We start from the raw sequence: 13,997 nt of genomic DNA, 5'->3' as shown, positions 1-13,997 counted from the left end.
TCATGCTGGAAGGAATCAAGGTCCTGAGTTTCACGCATTTCCTGCAAGGCCCGGCGGCCGTGCAGATGCTTGCCGATGTCGGCGCCGATGTCATCAAGATCGAGCCGCCGGGCGGCGCATTCGAGCGCGGTTGGACAGGCGCCGATGCGTTCGTCGAAGGCGTGAGCGTGTTCTTTCTGCTGGGCAACCGCAACCAGCGCAGCATATCGCTCGATTTGCGCGATGAAGCGGCGCGCGAGATCGTCTGGCGTCTGATCAAGGAAGCCGACGTGCTGATCGAAAACTATCGCCCCGGCGTGCTCGACAAGATGGGATTCGGCTACGCGCAGGTTCACGAGGTCAATCCGCGTCTCGTCTATTGCTCGTGCACCGGATATGGATCATCGGGGCCCTATTTGAAGCGTCCCGGTCAGGACCTCTTGCTGCAGGCGATGAGCGGCATGACGATGCTCTCCGGCGAAGCCGACTCGCCGCCCACGCCCGTCGGTTCCGCGATCGTCGATCAGCATGCGGCCGTGCTCGCTGCGTTCGGCGTGGTCGCCGCGTTGCAGGCGCGCGAGCGCACGGGCGTCGGCACGCGTGTCGAGAGCAATCTGCTCAACGCCGCACTGGATTTGCAGATCGAACCGTTCACGTACTACATGAACAAGGGGCCGCTGTGGAAGCGCACGCAACCGCCGACGGGAAGCCGCTTTCATCCCGCGCCCTATGGCGTATATCGCACGAAAGACGGCTATATCGCGATGTCGCTCACGCCGACGCAAAAGCTCGCGGGCGCGCTGTCATGTCCCGCGCTTGCCGACTTCACGCATCCGAAGGACAACGTGCGGCGCCGCGACGAGATCAACCGCCTCGTCTATGACACGCTCAGGACGCGCACCACCGAAGAATGGATGCGCGTCTTCGAGGAACACGACATCTGGTTCGCGCCGGTGAACGACTACGAGCAGGTCGAACGCGATCCGCAAGTCGAGCACAACCAGATGATCATGAGTTTCGAACACGAAGAGGCGGGACCGGTGCGCCTGCTCGCGCATCCGGTGCGCTATGACGGGGCCGCGCCGCCGTTGCGCCGGCATCCGCCGCGTCACGGACAACATACCCGCGAGGTGCTCGCGGAACTGGGATATACGCCGAACGAGATCGACGACTATGTCGAGCGCGGCATCGCATTGACTTCGAGGAGAACCGCATGAACGCAAACACACCTAACCTGCCGGCATTGCTTCGTTTCGACGATGTGGAAATCGGCCGCGCGCAGGTGATCGATCACACCGTGACGGAGGCCGAAGTCGAGGCCTTTGGAAAGCTTTCGGGCGACTTGAATCCGCTGCACATGGACGATGCATTCGCGAGCCGCTCGCCATTCGGCCGGCGCGTCGTGCATGGGCTGCTCACGGCAGCTCTTGTCTCAGCGGCTCACACGGAGCTGACGGGGCCGGGCTTCGCTTATGTCGGTCAGGAGTTGCGCTTCACGGGGCCGGTGTATATCGGCGACACGGTGACGATCAACGTTTGCGTCGTCGAGAAGAAGCCCGCCAAACGCGTGCTCGTCATGGACACCACGGTGCGGAATCAGCATGGACATGTCGTGCTGAGCGGCCTTTCCGCGCTGAAGGAGCTGAGATTCGTCGATGCGAACGTGGCGCGTACCGCCGTCGCATGAACCCGCGCACAACGCGATGCATAGTGTTATCGCCACTTACGTCATGGGCGCACGCACCGATACACTCGTGCGGATGCCTATGGTGCCGGGGCGCGCACACTACGACGAAAACGCGGCGCCGCTGGACCGGAGGAGACAGGTGGATACCGCATGTTGCTGCCACGTTCCTGTCATCAGGATCGAGGATTACGAATATGGGGCGCACGTCAAATCGCCCGACTTTCATCTTGCGCCAATCGAAGCATTGAAGTCGACGCTGCCTTATCCGCATCGGCATGACTTCTATCACATGATGTGGGTCATCGCGGGCACTGGCTCGCACGTGATCGATTCGGTGCGTTACGACGTGCGGCCGCATACGCTGTATTTCATGTCGCCGGGATCGATTCACGATCTCGATCTTTCAGCGGACACGCTCGGCTATTCGCTCAGCTTCTCGTCCGAGTTCTTTGCGTTTCGCGTGCAGAACCGGCACTCGGAGACGGACGTGCCCGTGTACGACTTCGAGAAGCTCAATGCGTGCCTTCATTTGAGCGATGCGCAAGTGCGCGAGCTCACGCGCGTGATGGACGGCATTCGCCAGGAGTATCAGGAAGAAGCAGTCGGCTACACCGATGCCATCTGGGCGTATCTGCACGTCTTTCTGATCAAGGTCGCACGCATGTGCGATGCAGCCGCCATGCGCGACGCGGGCGCGTCGCGCAGCGTGCTGCTGTCGCGCCGTTTCAGAAGTCTTCTGGAAAAGCACTTTCGTTCGGTAAACGAAGCAGCCGATTACGCGCGCCTGCTCAACGTGACCGAACGCGCGCTCAACGAAGCCACTCGCCAGGCGCTCGGCAGTACGGCGGCGAAGCTCATCCGCGAGCGCGTGATGCTGGAAGCGAAGCGCCTGCTTCTGCATTCGGAGGTGAACATCGCCGAGATAGCCGCGATGCTGTCATTCGACGATCCCGCTTATTTCAGCCGCTGTTTTCGCAAACATACGGGGCGCTCGCCGATCGATTACCGGCGCAGCCTCGAAAAACTGCATATCTGACGGCGATTCGTTTCGACGCCGCCGCCATGCATGCTCACGCATCCGACGACCTATCAAGGAGACATCGTGTCCGAATCGTTGTTGATCACCGATGAACAGAAGCAGCTTTTCAATCGCATTCTCGATCGCACTGCCCAAAAAGTCGCGGCGGACGAATTCACATTTGGCGTGGAGTTTCCGCAAGTCACCGGTCCGGATGGTCAATGGGTGCGTCTGCCTGCATCGCTTTCGGCGGGCTATGACGGCGATGCATGGAGTCACGGCAACTGGTTCTGCGGCTTCTGGGTCGGCCTGTTGCTGACATCGCATCTGCATACCGGCGACGCGCGCTTTCTCGAATGGGCACGCGCGCGCATGCGTCTCGTCGAGCAGCGCGCGCACGATCCGAATACGCACGATATCGGCTTCATTTTCGACAGCAGCGCGGTGCCGGGCTATCACATCACCGGCGACGAATGGTTCGCGAAGATCGCGCTTGAGGCAGCCGACAAGCTGCGCGCGCGACTCGTGACGACGCGTGGCGGCGCGTATATCGCGTCATGGGGACCGCTGTCGGACCCGCGCGGCCGCAGCGCATCCGCAATCGATACCATGGCGAATCTCTCGCTGCTTTACTGGGCCGCCGATTATGCCGACGATGGCAGTTATCGTCATGCAGCCGACGCGCATGCCGAGATGACCGCGCGGGCCTTCGTGCGCGCCGATGAATCGACGTATCACGCCGTCGAATACGACCTCGAAAGCGGCGAGCGGAAACGCGGTTACACGTTTCAGGGCGCATTCGACGAATCCGCGTGGAGCCGGGGGCAGGCATGGGCCATCTACGGCTACGTGAATTCCGCGCGCGAGACGGGCAAGCGTTCGTATCTGGATCTCGCGGAGCGGCTCGCCGAATACTATCTGCATCGCCTTGATGGGCGTCAGATCCCACCATGGGATTTCGATGCAACGGGGCGCGACGCGGAGATCAAGGACACGGCTGCGGCGGCGGTGGTGGCGTCGGCATTGATCGAGATGGCGCGCGTGCATCCGGATGCGCAAGCCGCGCAGAAGTGGGGACGTCACGGTCTCGCGATGCTCGAAGCGCTGTGCCGCGACGAGTTCACGAAGGAGGGGCAGCACGGGTTGCTGCATAACTCATGCTATTCGAAGCCGCATAACATTGGCGTGGACGGTGCGACGATGTTCGGCGATTTCTTTTTCGTCGAAGCGTTGTGCCGGGCCGTGCATCCGGGCAAGTTGCGGCCGCTGTCGGCGCCGCGTCTCTCCATGCGCTAAATGACAAAGAGGAACGCATGCATGTCATGCGTTCCTCTTTTGCGAGCGACGTCTGGTGCGCGCTCTATCGATTCACTACCTTTTTCGGCATCGTCAAGACAACGCCCGCCGCCACGACCAAAGAGATCGCGACGCAATACAGTCCCATGTCGGTGCTATGCGTCACATCCTTGATCCATCCGACGAGATACGGACTCACGAAACCCGCCAGATTGCCGACCGAGTTAATCAGCGCGATGCCCGCCGCCGCCGCGACGCCGCCGAGAAACGCGGGCGGAATCGCCCAGAACTGACACAGTGCGCCGAGTATGCCGATGGTGGCGAACGTGAGCGAACCCACTGCCAGCGCGACGTTATGCGGCACGAGCGTGCTCGCCACGAGACCCGCTGCGCCGACGATGGCCGGCAACGCCACATGCCAGCGCCGTTCCTTGCTGCGGTCCGAGCTGCGTCCCAGCAGCACCATCGCGACCGCTGCGGCGCCATACGGAATCGTCGTCAAGAGACCGACGTTGAATGCATCGGCTACGCCCGTTGCCTTGATGAGCGTCGGCAGCCAGAAGCCGATCCCGTAGAGGCCCATGATGATGCCAAAGTAGCAAAGACACAGCACCCATACTCGACGATTGCTGAATGCGCCCTTCGCGCTATGCACCTCGATATGCTCGGACTCGTTCGCAAGCCCTTTGTGCAGCAGGTCTTTCTCGTCCGCGCTCAGCCATTTCGCCCCACGGATGTTGTCGTCGAGATACATCAGAACCACGATGCCGCCGATGATCGAAGGCAGCGCCTCCAGCAGAAACAGCCAGCGCCATCCCGCCATGCCGCCGACACCGGTGAAGCTGTTCAATATCCAGCCCGACAGCGGACCGCCGATGACGCCGGCAATGGGAATGCCGGTCATGAACATCGCCGTGATCTTGGCGCGCCGCGAAGACGGATACCAATAGGTCAGATAGAGAATGATGCCCGGGAAGAAACCCGCCTCGGCCACGCCGAGCAGAAAGCGCAGCACGTAGAACGCAGTGGGCGTCTTCACGAAGATCATCATGCCGGACAGCACGCCCCAGCTCAGCATGATGCGAGCAATCCATTTGCGCGCGCCGAAGCGATGCAACGCGATATTACTCGGCACTTCGAAGATGAAGTATCCGATAAAGAATATGCCCGCACCGAGCCCATAAATGGTTTCGCTGAACTTGAGGTCGGCCAGCATCTGCAGCTTGGCGAACCCGACGTTCACGCGATCCAGATACGCAAAGACGTAGCAAAGAAATAGAAAGGGAATGAGTCGCCAGGTCACTTTGGCATAAGTGGCGTCTTCGGCGCTGGTTTGCGCGACGACATCGCCGTAAGCGGTTTTGGACATGCTTGTCTCCTGCAATCATCGGTGGCGCGCTCGTTGTCGCGCCAGCCTGGCTTTATATGCGACGCCGTCTTTCGGCGCTTAGTCGAACATGTCCGGGCTCGTTTGCACGAGCTGCTCATAGATGGGCTGAAAATGCAGCCAGCCGATGTATTCGCTGCCGACATTGTCGCGGCTATAACGCGAGCTATGCTCCGGCACCATGATCGGCTTGATGCCGGTGGCTTCCACGAGCAATTGCTGCTGGCAGCATCGCTCGAGCGCGATGAACCAGAACGCGGCAGCTTCGATGCTATGACGGCTCACGGTCAGCAGGCCGTGATTCTGGTGAATGGCTGCCTTGACGTTCTTGAAGTAGTCCGCGACCGACAAACCTGCTTTCTCTTCCACGGCGACCGCACCGGCCTCGTCCTTGATCACGACATGGTCTTCGAAAAACGCAGCGGCGTCTTGCGTGATCGGATCGAGCGGACGACCGAGCGCCGCGAACGCCGTGCCATAGACCGTGTGCGCATGGCACATTGCAACGATGTCCGGATTGGCTTCATGAACGGCAGCGTGCAACACGAAACCCGCGCGATTCACCGCATATTCGCCCTCCACGACCTTGCCGACATGGTTCGCAAGAATGAGGTTCGAGAGCTTCACTTGCGAGAAATGCACGGCCATCGGGTTGGTCCAGTACAGCTCCGGAAACTCGGGATCGCGCACGGTCAAATGGCCCGCGAAACCATAATCGAGGTTATGCAGGGCGAACGCGCGGCACGCGGCCACGAGCCGTTCCTTGCGATGCTGCCGCTCTTCCGCGAAAGACTTGAAATCGGGCAGATCGGGAAATTTGAGCCCCGTCTGCTTCGGCCGATAAATGGAATTGTTCGATGGATGCGAAATGGTGCGACGCAGTTCGTTTTGCGAAGCGGAGCTGCGGAGATCTTCGGCGCCTGTGCTCATGATGTCTTCCTTCTGGGCAGTGGGTTACTGCCGCTAAGATAAGGAAACAGGCATGGCCGATCTACGGGCGCCGGACAATAGCACTTATTACGCCGGGTGATGAATCGGCCGGTCAGCCCTGATGCCAGGGCGGCTGGCGAAAAGCGTCGACGAAATAATCGATGAACGCGCGGATGCGCGGCACCAGTTGCCGCTCGGGAAGATAGACGACGTGGATCGCGGTATCGTCCTTTGCTTCATAGTCGGACAAGATCCGCACCAGATCGCCTCTACGGATGGCGGGCAAAGCCAGGTGTTCGGCCAGCCGCATGATGCCCACGCCCGCCACGCACAACTGGAACAGCGTGGTGCCGTCGGTGCTGCGAAAGCTGCCGCGAACCGCCACGCGTTCGAGTCGGCCGTTGATCATGAACGGCCATTGATTCAGATGCTCGCGCGGCGATTCCCAGGTCAGGCACGCATGCTTGACGAGGCCGTGCGGCGTCACGGGCTGTCCGTGCGCCTCAAGATAAGCGGGCGATGCCACGACGATGCGCTGCAAATCACATAGCTTTCGGCTGCGCAGCGAGGAATCCTGCAGACGGCCCATGCGCACGGCAATATCGAAGTTATCTTCGATGAGATTCACATTCGAATCCGACAACGAAAAATGCACGCATAGCTGGGGGTAAGCGGCGAGAAAGCGAGGTATTGCCGGCACGAGCTGATCCATGCCGAATGCGTGAGGCGCGCTGATACGCAGATTGCCGGTCGGCTCACTTGAACGGACTTGTGCTTCGGCTTCTTCGAGACTATCGAGAATATCGTTGCAGGACTGAAGAAAGCGTTCGCCCTCGCTGGTAAGCCGCTGCGTGCGCGTGGAGCGATGCAGCAACTTCACGCCCAGCCGCCGCTCGAGGCTATTGACGCTCTGGCTGACGAACGGCTGGCTCACGTTGAGGAGATTCGCGGCAGCGGTAAAGCCGCCGGCTTCCACCACGGTCTTGAATACGCGCATCTCCAGAAGTCTTTCGTCCCGCATGAGCCCGATCCGTTGCTGCGACCATCGGCATGAGCCAGGCCGCGTTTCCAATGTGACGGCCACTGTACATGATCGCGGTGCTTCGCGTCGAACGGGATCAGCTTCGCATGGTGAGCGTGATGGGCATGCGGTTCGGCACCATGGTGAACGCCGATACTTCTTCGATGCTTTGCGGATCGGCATCCAGCTCGATCTCGAATCGCCTGACCATCATCGATATGACGAGCCGCATTTCCACCGCCGCCAGATAGCGTCCCGGACACACGCGCGGCCCCGCGCCGAACGCCAGATAAGCCTTCTGTTCATGCGGTCCGTTACCCGCGGTTCGCGGCTGCAGCCAGCGCTCGGGCAAGAACGCTTGCGGCTGACTGAAGTGCGTCGGGTCGAGCATGGCGGGACGCGTGAGGTAGAACATGCGTGTGCCGGCCGGTATCAGCACTCCGCCGACGTTCACTTCGGTTAGCGGCTCGAACGTCTGGATCGCGGCGACCGGGCGCAGGCGCAGAGCCTCGCTGCACACCGCTTCGCAAAGATCGAGGCCCTTCAGCGCTTCGAAGTCGGGACATACGTTTCGATGCCCCATCGTCGTAAGCGATTCGTCGAACAAGCGCTTTTGCAGGGACGCATCCGTTGCGATGTACATGAGCGCCCACGCGATGGCGTTCGCTGTCGTATCTTCGCCCGCCACAAGCAACGTCAGCACGTTCGCCGCGATGAGCTCGTCAGTGACTTTCGATGCGTACTCGTCATGCGCCAATAGCATCGCTTCGAGTAAGTTGCCGGGAGGCGCATCCGGAGAATCGGACAGGCGTGTTCGTGCGCGCATTATCATTCGTTCGATGTACTCATGGATTCGCACCATCGCGCGTTCGAACCGCCTGTCCTGCGGAAGCCTGACATAACGCCAGTACGGAAAGAGCGCCGAGACGCGCCGCATCAGCGCGGGCGGAATGAGCGCGAGTTGTTCCTGTATGACGCCCCGCTCCTGTTCCAGCGTGTGCGGATCTTCGCCGAACGCGAGCGTGCTCGTTACATCCACTGTGAAGCGCTTGAGCTCGTCAGTCATTTCGAGCGTTCTGTGAGCGGCCGCAGCGTCCTGCAAACGGACGCGAAAGCGTTCGGTGATAGCCGCGAGCGTCGGAAAGAACGACTTGATGTTGGATGGAGACAACGCATGCATCACCAACCGGCGCTGCGGCGCCCATGCCTCGCCTTCCGCCGAAAACAAGCCGTTTCCGCCGAGTTCCGACATCACGGATTCCATCGGCTCGATGCGTCTGTAGATATGCGGACGCTCGCGCATCACGGTCTGAAAGAGATCGGCTTGCGTCCACACGGTAATTGGAATGGTCCCCAATTGCACCCGATAAGGCGATCCCAGACGCTCGGCCCAATGCTCCAGCGTCAGATGCAGCTTTGCCGGTGTCAACTGGAATAGATTGCCAAGGAGAGGCAGACCGGGCGGGCATGGAAGATCCCTCACAGTGCGCAGCGTTCCGTTCGCGCCATGCTGAAGGTAGGCCATACTCACCTCCGTTTTTCAGACGCGATCGGATTCGCGCGCGGCAAGCCCTATAGCAGAGGATAGAGCATATCTCCCGGGCAACCGGTGTCATGCTTGCGCCGAACGTTCGTATCACTCCGTTCAATGATGCTTGAACGTCTGGATGGAAGCGCGCCATTCGTCCGACGAAGCCGACGTTGCGCGACTCGTTTTCGCTTGCGTATCAGCGACGGCATCGGACTTCGCACGTCCAGCGTCCGACGAAACGCTCGTGCGCTCGACACCATCGAACGCATTCACTTCCTCTTGCGAATAAGCGTGCGCATCGTTAAGAAATGCCGCCGATACGACGACGAACGTGGTTAGCATAGCTTTGTTTCTCATCATTCACCTCCCGAATCGTTAAAGCTATCGCGCGCCGTTGCGCGAAAAGCCAAGCTGTCGTCGTAAAGACGAATCGACTTCAGCGTGATGTAACCGCCCAGCGGGACGCCGGGAAAATGCACCTGCTCGAGCGCCGGCCATGCTTCGCGCGGCTTTGCCGCGTCGACGGGCAGCCGTCCATCCGACAGCGGCGAGACCGGCGCACGCAGCGCGACTGCAACGATGATTCCGGGAATGAGGCCTGGCTTCATGACCGTGTCTCCGAGCGATTCGACAACCCGACGCATGCATCGGCTGCCGTCGACTCATTTGTAGGTCGTGCGAAGCGATTCGTATATGGCAAGGATTGACCATCGTGACTAGACTTTCTGAAGGTTTGCAGTTTCACGAAAACGGAGGCCCTTATGACTCTCTTCATGATCGAGCGTAATTTCGCGGAGCAACTCGACTTCACCGTCGAGGGCGCGACCGAAGTGACTGAAATAAACAATGAAGTCGGCGTCAAATGGCTCGTCTCATTCCTCACCGCCGACAAGCGCAAAACTTACTGCCTTTACGAGGCCAACAACATGGAGGCGATTCGCGAAGCGGCGCGACGCGCGAGCATTCCTGCGGACGAAATCATCGAAGTCACGGAGCACAGGCCGGAATGGCTGCTCGCCGCGACCTGACGGCATGATCAGTATTAACTATTCCGCAGCCCGCGCCCGTCGCTTATAAACATCACATCGAACGCTCATTCGGAGACCGACATGATCTGGCGCGCGCTTCTTTGCCTGTCGCTCAGCTTGCCGATGCTCCTCTCATGCGAAACGTCGAAGCTCGATGCAGGTCAGCCGCAAATCCATCAGACGAGCGTGAACGGCGTTGCGTTGAGCTATGAGCAGGAAGGCGACGGTGAAACGGTCGTACTCGTTCACGGCGCGATCGCGGACTACCGGGCATGGGATCTGACGCGCGATGCGATCGCGCAGCAGTATCGGCTGATCGCGCCATCGAACCGATACTTCGGCGACGCCCCGTGGCCCGACGACGGCGCGAAATTCTCGATGCAGACGCACGCCGACGACCTCGCTGCGTTCATTCGCACGCTCGATGCGGGACGCGTGCATCTCGTCGGCTGGTCCTACGGCTCGGATATCGCGCTCGTCGTGGCCGTGCAGCATCCGGACCTCGTGAAAAGCGTCTTCGCGTTCGAGCCATCGCTCACGACCTTCGTCACGAATGCCGCTGATCGCCAGGCCATTTCGAGCGATCAGCAACAGGCTTTCGGCCCCGCCGTCATGGTCTCGAAGCGCGGCGACCAGCAGGCGGCGCTGCGTCCGTTCGTCGATGGCGTCAACGGCGCACCGGGCACTTACGACCTGTTGCCCGAGCGCGTGCGCGCGGTGTTGTCGGAGAACGCACGGACGATTCCGCTGCAGCTGAACGCGCCCCCGCCGCCCGCCATCACGTGCGCGGAGCTGGGCAAGATAGCCGTGCCCGTCGCCATTGTTCGCGGCACCGCGACGCGCCCGTTTTTCCGCATTGCCGCCGATACCGCGAATCGTTGCATCGGCGGATCGCGTCTCGTACTCATTCAGGATGGGCGGCATCTCGCGCCCGTCGAAATGCCGAAGGCCTTCGATACCGCCTTGCTCGCCTTTCTTTCCGCGCAGCACTGATCGCGCGTCATGCGTCGAGCAGCCCCGCGTGGTTCGCGAACGCGGCCGCTTCCGTGCGATTCGCCGTGTAAGTCTTCTCGAGAATGCTTCGTATATGATTGGCGACCGTATTCGGACTGATTTCGAGCACGCGCCCGATCTCGCGATTGTTGCGCCCGATTGCAAGAAGACGCAGTACTTCGACCTCTCGCCGCGTCAAGCCGCATGGATACGCGAGTTCCGCGGAGCACGCCTCGATGCGTGCAGCGAGCGTCTCGATGCGCGCGACGAGCGTCGCCATGCCGAAGGATTTCGCATCGGCGAGCGCGGCATCGAGCAGTGAACGCGCGAGCGGCCGGTCATCGCCAAGGCCGCGCGCGTGCAGCATGGCCGCGTATTCGTGACGATCATGCGCGAGCCAAACGCGCGCGCCCGTGCATGCGTCGATATCCATCGCGGCGATGAAATGCTTCTGCGCCGCGTCCCAATGCTTCTGGACCGCCGACAACATGCCGAGCAGGCGATCCGCCGCCCCGAGGCAAGGCCCGCCGATATCCAGCAGCAACGTCGCGCCCGCGTACGGATGCAGCATGCAATACAGCGTCGCCGCGCTGGCCGCATCGTCCAGATACGCGCACACTTCCGCCGCGAAGCACGCACGCGTGAGCGCATCGGCGTTCTCAGGTACGGCTTGCGCCTGCGCTATGCGCAGCGCGTCGAACTCCTTGCGCGCCGCATCGCGCATATCGAGTTCCGCATAAATCAGCGCGATGCCCGGCCGCCACAGCGATGCCGTCGGACTGTTGCGCACCATCAGTTGCATGGCGGGCAGCACTTCGCCCAGGCGCCCTTGCTCCCGCCGGATGCAGAACATCTGCATGCCGTATGCCGTCGATGCCACGTCGCGCGCGACGCGTTGCCCGATGGCGAGCGCGCCTTCCGCCTGCTGCTCGGCGCGGTCGAACGCGCCTTCGTTGATCGAAAGAAGCGTCTCGAAGCAAAGCACGACCGCCTGATGGTAGAGCGAGTTGAGATCGATCGAGACGCGGCGATCGGCATTCAGCGCGGCACGCAGCGCGGCGATGTCGCCGATGCGTAAAAGATCGCACAGCCGGTACGCCATCAGATCGGCAAGCGTCCATTCAAGTTCGCTCGACGCCTGCGCGATCGACCACGCTTCGTTCCCCGCAGCGAGGCGCTCGTGCAGCAGCCACGGCCAGTAACCGGCGGAGGTAATCGCGGTCAGCGCGAGATACAGGCTGCGCGGGTCGCCAAGCTCGCGCGCCAGTGTGACGCACGCACGCCACGTGCGCTGCGCCTCGTCGGGCAGATTGCAGTACACATACGCGCGGCACAGGCACGCGAGCAGTTCGGCGCGCGCGGCGTCCTTGCGCTCGTGAGCCTTGATCGCATCGACGAGCAGCGAAACGGACGCCTCGCCCGAGCGTGCGCTACGAAAGTTCGCTTGCTCGAATCCGATCGACGCGCGTTCGAACTTGTCGCCGAGGCCGTGCCTCCGCGCCAGTTCCGCCGCTTCGAGAAACGCGGTGCGGCTCGGCTCCACCGCGCCGACGTCGGCCTCCGCGCGTCCGAGCGTCAGAAGCAGATCGCAGCGCAGCGCGACATCGTCGGCGGCGTGCTCGCGTTGCAGCGAAAGCGCCAGACGATACAGCCGCGACGCCTCCTCGTAAGCGAACGAGCGCGCGGCTTCGGCGGCGGCGTCGCGCGCGTAGGCGAGCGCCTTGGCCGCGTCGCCATGAGAGCCGGCCTGCGCGAAATGATGCGCGAGCTGCGCGAGACGCGACGCGCGATTGCCGCGTTCCGGCGCCTCCAGCCATTCGCCGATCGCGCCGTGCAGCCGTTGACGCCGCGCGGCGAGCAGGTCGTCGTAAAGCATGTCGCGAATCAGCACATGGCTGAACGTAAGTTCGCCTTCCTGCTTCGTCGGTTCGATCAGGCGCGCACGCAGCGCCGCTTCGAGACTCGTGAGCACCAGTTCCTCGTCGGCGACGAGCCAGATCAGCAATTCGGTGTCGAACGTTCGGCCGATGCACGCAGCGGTCGCGAGAACGCGCCTCGCGCCTTCCTCGAGATGCCGCACACGCTTGGCGATCACGTTGCGCACGCCTTCGGGAATCGTCGTGAGCACCTGCTGCTCGTGCGCCCGCGACCCCGTACGGTCCCGGTGCTCGATCAAGAGCCGCACGGTCTCCTGCAGAAACAGCGGATTGCCTTCCGTACGATCGTGCAGCGCCTCCACGAGCGATGCATCGGCGACAGCGCCGCTTGCCGCGCAGAAGAACTGTCCGGATTCCTGGCGATCCAGCCCCCGCAGAGTAAGACGGCGAAAGCCGGGCGTGCGCACGAGGTCCGCGAACGCGTCGTTGAGCGGATGATCGGCGAAGACATCGGTGTCGCGATACGTGGCGACGAGCATCAGCGGCGCGTCCGCCAGTTGCCCCGCGAAGAACGCGAGCAGCCGCACCGACGTCGGATCGGCGCAATGGAGGTCGTCGAAGATCAGGAAGACGGGCTGTCGCCGCGCGGCGTGTTGCCAGAATCGCGTGATCGCATCGAACAATTCGAAGCGCGCCTGGGCCGTATCCAGCAACGCGGGCGATCGCCCGGTCGCTGTCCGATGCGCGAGCACTTCCGGTATGGCCGCGCCGATGACGGAGCGGTCCGCTTCGCCGATCGCATCGAGAAGGTCTGCGCCGGTGCTGTCGAGATGCGAGCGGAAGAGCTGCCGCCACGGCCAGTAGGCGGGCGCGCCCGGTTCCTCGGGGCATCGCGCCCAGTGCGCGGCGAACCCGCCCGCGATAGCCTTTTCCGCGAGTCGCTGCGCGAGCCTCGTCTTGCCGATGCCGGCGGAACCCGCGATCAGCACGACATGACCGCGCCCGGCGGCGGCCTTGGCGAGCGACGCTTCGGCCAGCCGCATCTCGTCGTCGCGGCCGACGAAAAAGCCGGCTGACTCGGTCCTCGATGCGTTCATGACAGGGTGAAAAACGGACAGCGATGTGGCGCAAGACGTAATGTGCCGGCAAGGTCCCTTCAAGCCGGTTATAGGCAAACTGCGCGCAGGCATCAAGGAGGCCGTCCCGGCCAGCTCGGCGATGCAACGGGCAAAGCGGCGAAGGCAAGCGCG

Annotated in this window: 13 protein-coding genes; 6 read left to right on the top strand and 7 right to left on the bottom strand. The window is 62.0% G+C overall.

Features of this window, described 5'->3' with window-relative positions; translation table 11 throughout:
- The first annotated feature begins 2 nt into the window (after nt 1-2).
- The 4 genes from AWB72_RS22960 to AWB72_RS22945 all read left to right on the top strand — a co-directional run bounded on the left by AWB72_RS22960 (nt 3) and on the right by AWB72_RS22945 (nt 3,980).
- The gene (locus AWB72_RS22960) at nt 3-1,196 is read left to right on the top strand and encodes a CaiB/BaiF CoA transferase family protein (RefSeq protein WP_040053662.1); all 1,194 of its coding nucleotides are present in this window, start codon (nt 3-5) and stop codon (nt 1,194-1,196) included.
- Nucleotides 1,193-1,666 carry a MaoC family dehydratase gene (locus tag AWB72_RS22955; RefSeq protein ID WP_040053661.1) on the top strand — a complete coding sequence of 158 codons (474 nt, stop codon included), beginning with the start codon at nt 1,193-1,195 and terminating at the stop codon, nt 1,664-1,666. The genes AWB72_RS22960 and AWB72_RS22955 overlap by 4 nt, the downstream gene beginning before the upstream one ends.
- Before the next feature lie 16 nt (nt 1,667-1,682).
- Nucleotides 1,683-2,702, top strand: a complete 1,020-nt coding sequence (locus AWB72_RS22950) for a helix-turn-helix domain-containing protein (protein ID WP_244285715.1) — start codon at nt 1,683-1,685, stop codon at nt 2,700-2,702.
- Between the two features lie 66 nt (nt 2,703-2,768).
- Nucleotides 2,769-3,980 (top strand): AGE family epimerase/isomerase, encoded by a 1,212-nt coding sequence (locus AWB72_RS22945; protein WP_244285714.1) that lies wholly within the window; start codon nt 2,769-2,771, stop codon nt 3,978-3,980.
- A gap of 64 nt (nt 3,981-4,044) precedes the next feature.
- Here the strand turns inward: AWB72_RS22945 and AWB72_RS22940 are convergent, their stop codons facing one another.
- From AWB72_RS22940 to AWB72_RS22915, 6 genes are all read right to left on the bottom strand, one after another.
- Nucleotides 4,045-5,349, bottom strand: a complete 1,305-nt coding sequence (locus AWB72_RS22940; RefSeq protein ID WP_040053660.1) for an MFS transporter — start codon at nt 5,347-5,349, stop codon at nt 4,045-4,047.
- Between the two features lie 78 nt (nt 5,350-5,427).
- The gene (locus AWB72_RS22935; RefSeq protein ID WP_040053659.1) at nt 5,428-6,297 is read right to left on the bottom strand and encodes a class II aldolase/adducin family protein; all 870 of its coding nucleotides are present in this window, start codon (nt 6,295-6,297) and stop codon (nt 5,428-5,430) included.
- Nucleotides 6,298-6,409: 112 nt separating this feature from the next.
- Nucleotides 6,410-7,318, bottom strand: coding sequence for a LysR family transcriptional regulator (locus AWB72_RS22930; RefSeq protein ID WP_040053658.1), 909 nt, complete (start codon nt 7,316-7,318; stop codon nt 6,410-6,412).
- A 97-nt stretch (nt 7,319-7,415) separates the two neighbouring features.
- Entirely contained in the window at nt 7,416-8,843 is a 1,428-nt protein-coding gene (locus tag AWB72_RS22925) for a cytochrome P450 (RefSeq protein WP_087128733.1), read from the bottom strand.
- A gap of 120 nt (nt 8,844-8,963) precedes the next feature.
- Entirely contained in the window at nt 8,964-9,191 is a 228-nt protein-coding gene (locus tag AWB72_RS22920) for a hypothetical protein (protein ID WP_040053656.1), read from the bottom strand.
- Between the two features lie 14 nt (nt 9,192-9,205).
- Complete coding sequence (locus tag AWB72_RS22915) at nt 9,206-9,457, bottom strand: hypothetical protein (protein WP_143754671.1); 252 nt, start codon at nt 9,455-9,457, stop codon at nt 9,206-9,208.
- A 153-nt stretch (nt 9,458-9,610) separates the two neighbouring features.
- Between AWB72_RS22915 and AWB72_RS22910 the strand changes: the two genes are divergently transcribed.
- Together AWB72_RS22910 and AWB72_RS22905 are read left to right on the top strand one after the other, a co-directional pair.
- The gene (locus AWB72_RS22910) at nt 9,611-9,877 is read left to right on the top strand and encodes a DUF4242 domain-containing protein (RefSeq protein WP_040053654.1); all 267 of its coding nucleotides are present in this window, start codon (nt 9,611-9,613) and stop codon (nt 9,875-9,877) included.
- Between the two features lie 81 nt (nt 9,878-9,958).
- Nucleotides 9,959-10,870, top strand: coding sequence for an alpha/beta fold hydrolase (locus AWB72_RS22905; protein WP_052450177.1), 912 nt, complete (start codon nt 9,959-9,961; stop codon nt 10,868-10,870).
- 7 nt (nt 10,871-10,877) lie between these two features.
- On the opposite strand, the gene AWB72_RS22900 is transcribed toward AWB72_RS22905, so the two are convergent.
- Nucleotides 10,878-13,844, bottom strand: coding sequence for a helix-turn-helix transcriptional regulator (locus AWB72_RS22900; protein ID WP_159459398.1), 2,967 nt, complete (start codon nt 13,842-13,844; stop codon nt 10,878-10,880).
- Nucleotides 13,845-13,997: the final 153 nt, after the last annotated feature.

The sequence above is a fragment of the Caballeronia concitans genome, from assembly GCF_001544615.1.
GTDB lineage: Bacteria > Pseudomonadota > Gammaproteobacteria > Burkholderiales > Burkholderiaceae > Caballeronia > Caballeronia concitans.
This window is presented reverse-complemented; position numbering and strand designations above follow the sequence as displayed.

Bases quoted from the DNA above. Each gene is read 5' to 3' on its own strand.
- AWB72_RS22925 (WP_087128733.1), bottom strand. From the start codon at position 8,843: ATGGCCTACCTTCAGCATGGCGCGAACGGAACGCTGCGCACTGTGAGG.
- AWB72_RS22935 (WP_040053659.1), bottom strand. From the start codon at position 6,297: ATGAGCACAGGCGCCGAAGATCTCCGCAGCTCCGCTTCGCAAAACGAA.
- AWB72_RS22940 (WP_040053660.1), bottom strand. From the start codon at position 5,349: ATGTCCAAAACCGCTTACGGCGATGTCGTCGCGCAAACCAGCGCCGAA.
- AWB72_RS22960 (WP_040053662.1), top strand. From the start codon at position 3: ATGCTGGAAGGAATCAAGGTCCTGAGTTTCACGCATTTCCTGCAAGGC.
- AWB72_RS22910 (WP_040053654.1), top strand. From the start codon at position 9,611: ATGACTCTCTTCATGATCGAGCGTAATTTCGCGGAGCAACTCGACTTC.
- AWB72_RS22930 (WP_040053658.1), bottom strand. From the start codon at position 7,318: ATGCGGGACGAAAGACTTCTGGAGATGCGCGTATTCAAGACCGTGGTG.
- AWB72_RS22920 (WP_040053656.1), bottom strand. From the start codon at position 9,191: ATGCTAACCACGTTCGTCGTCGTATCGGCGGCATTTCTTAACGATGCG.
- AWB72_RS22900 (WP_159459398.1), bottom strand. From the start codon at position 13,844: ATGAACGCATCGAGGACCGAGTCAGCCGGCTTTTTCGTCGGCCGCGAC.
- AWB72_RS22955 (WP_040053661.1), top strand. From the start codon at position 1,193: ATGAACGCAAACACACCTAACCTGCCGGCATTGCTTCGTTTCGACGAT.
- AWB72_RS22950 (WP_244285715.1), top strand. From the start codon at position 1,683: ATGCATAGTGTTATCGCCACTTACGTCATGGGCGCACGCACCGATACA.
- AWB72_RS22905 (WP_052450177.1), top strand. From the start codon at position 9,959: ATGATCTGGCGCGCGCTTCTTTGCCTGTCGCTCAGCTTGCCGATGCTC.
- AWB72_RS22915 (WP_143754671.1), bottom strand. From the start codon at position 9,457: ATGAAGCCAGGCCTCATTCCCGGAATCATCGTTGCAGTCGCGCTGCGT.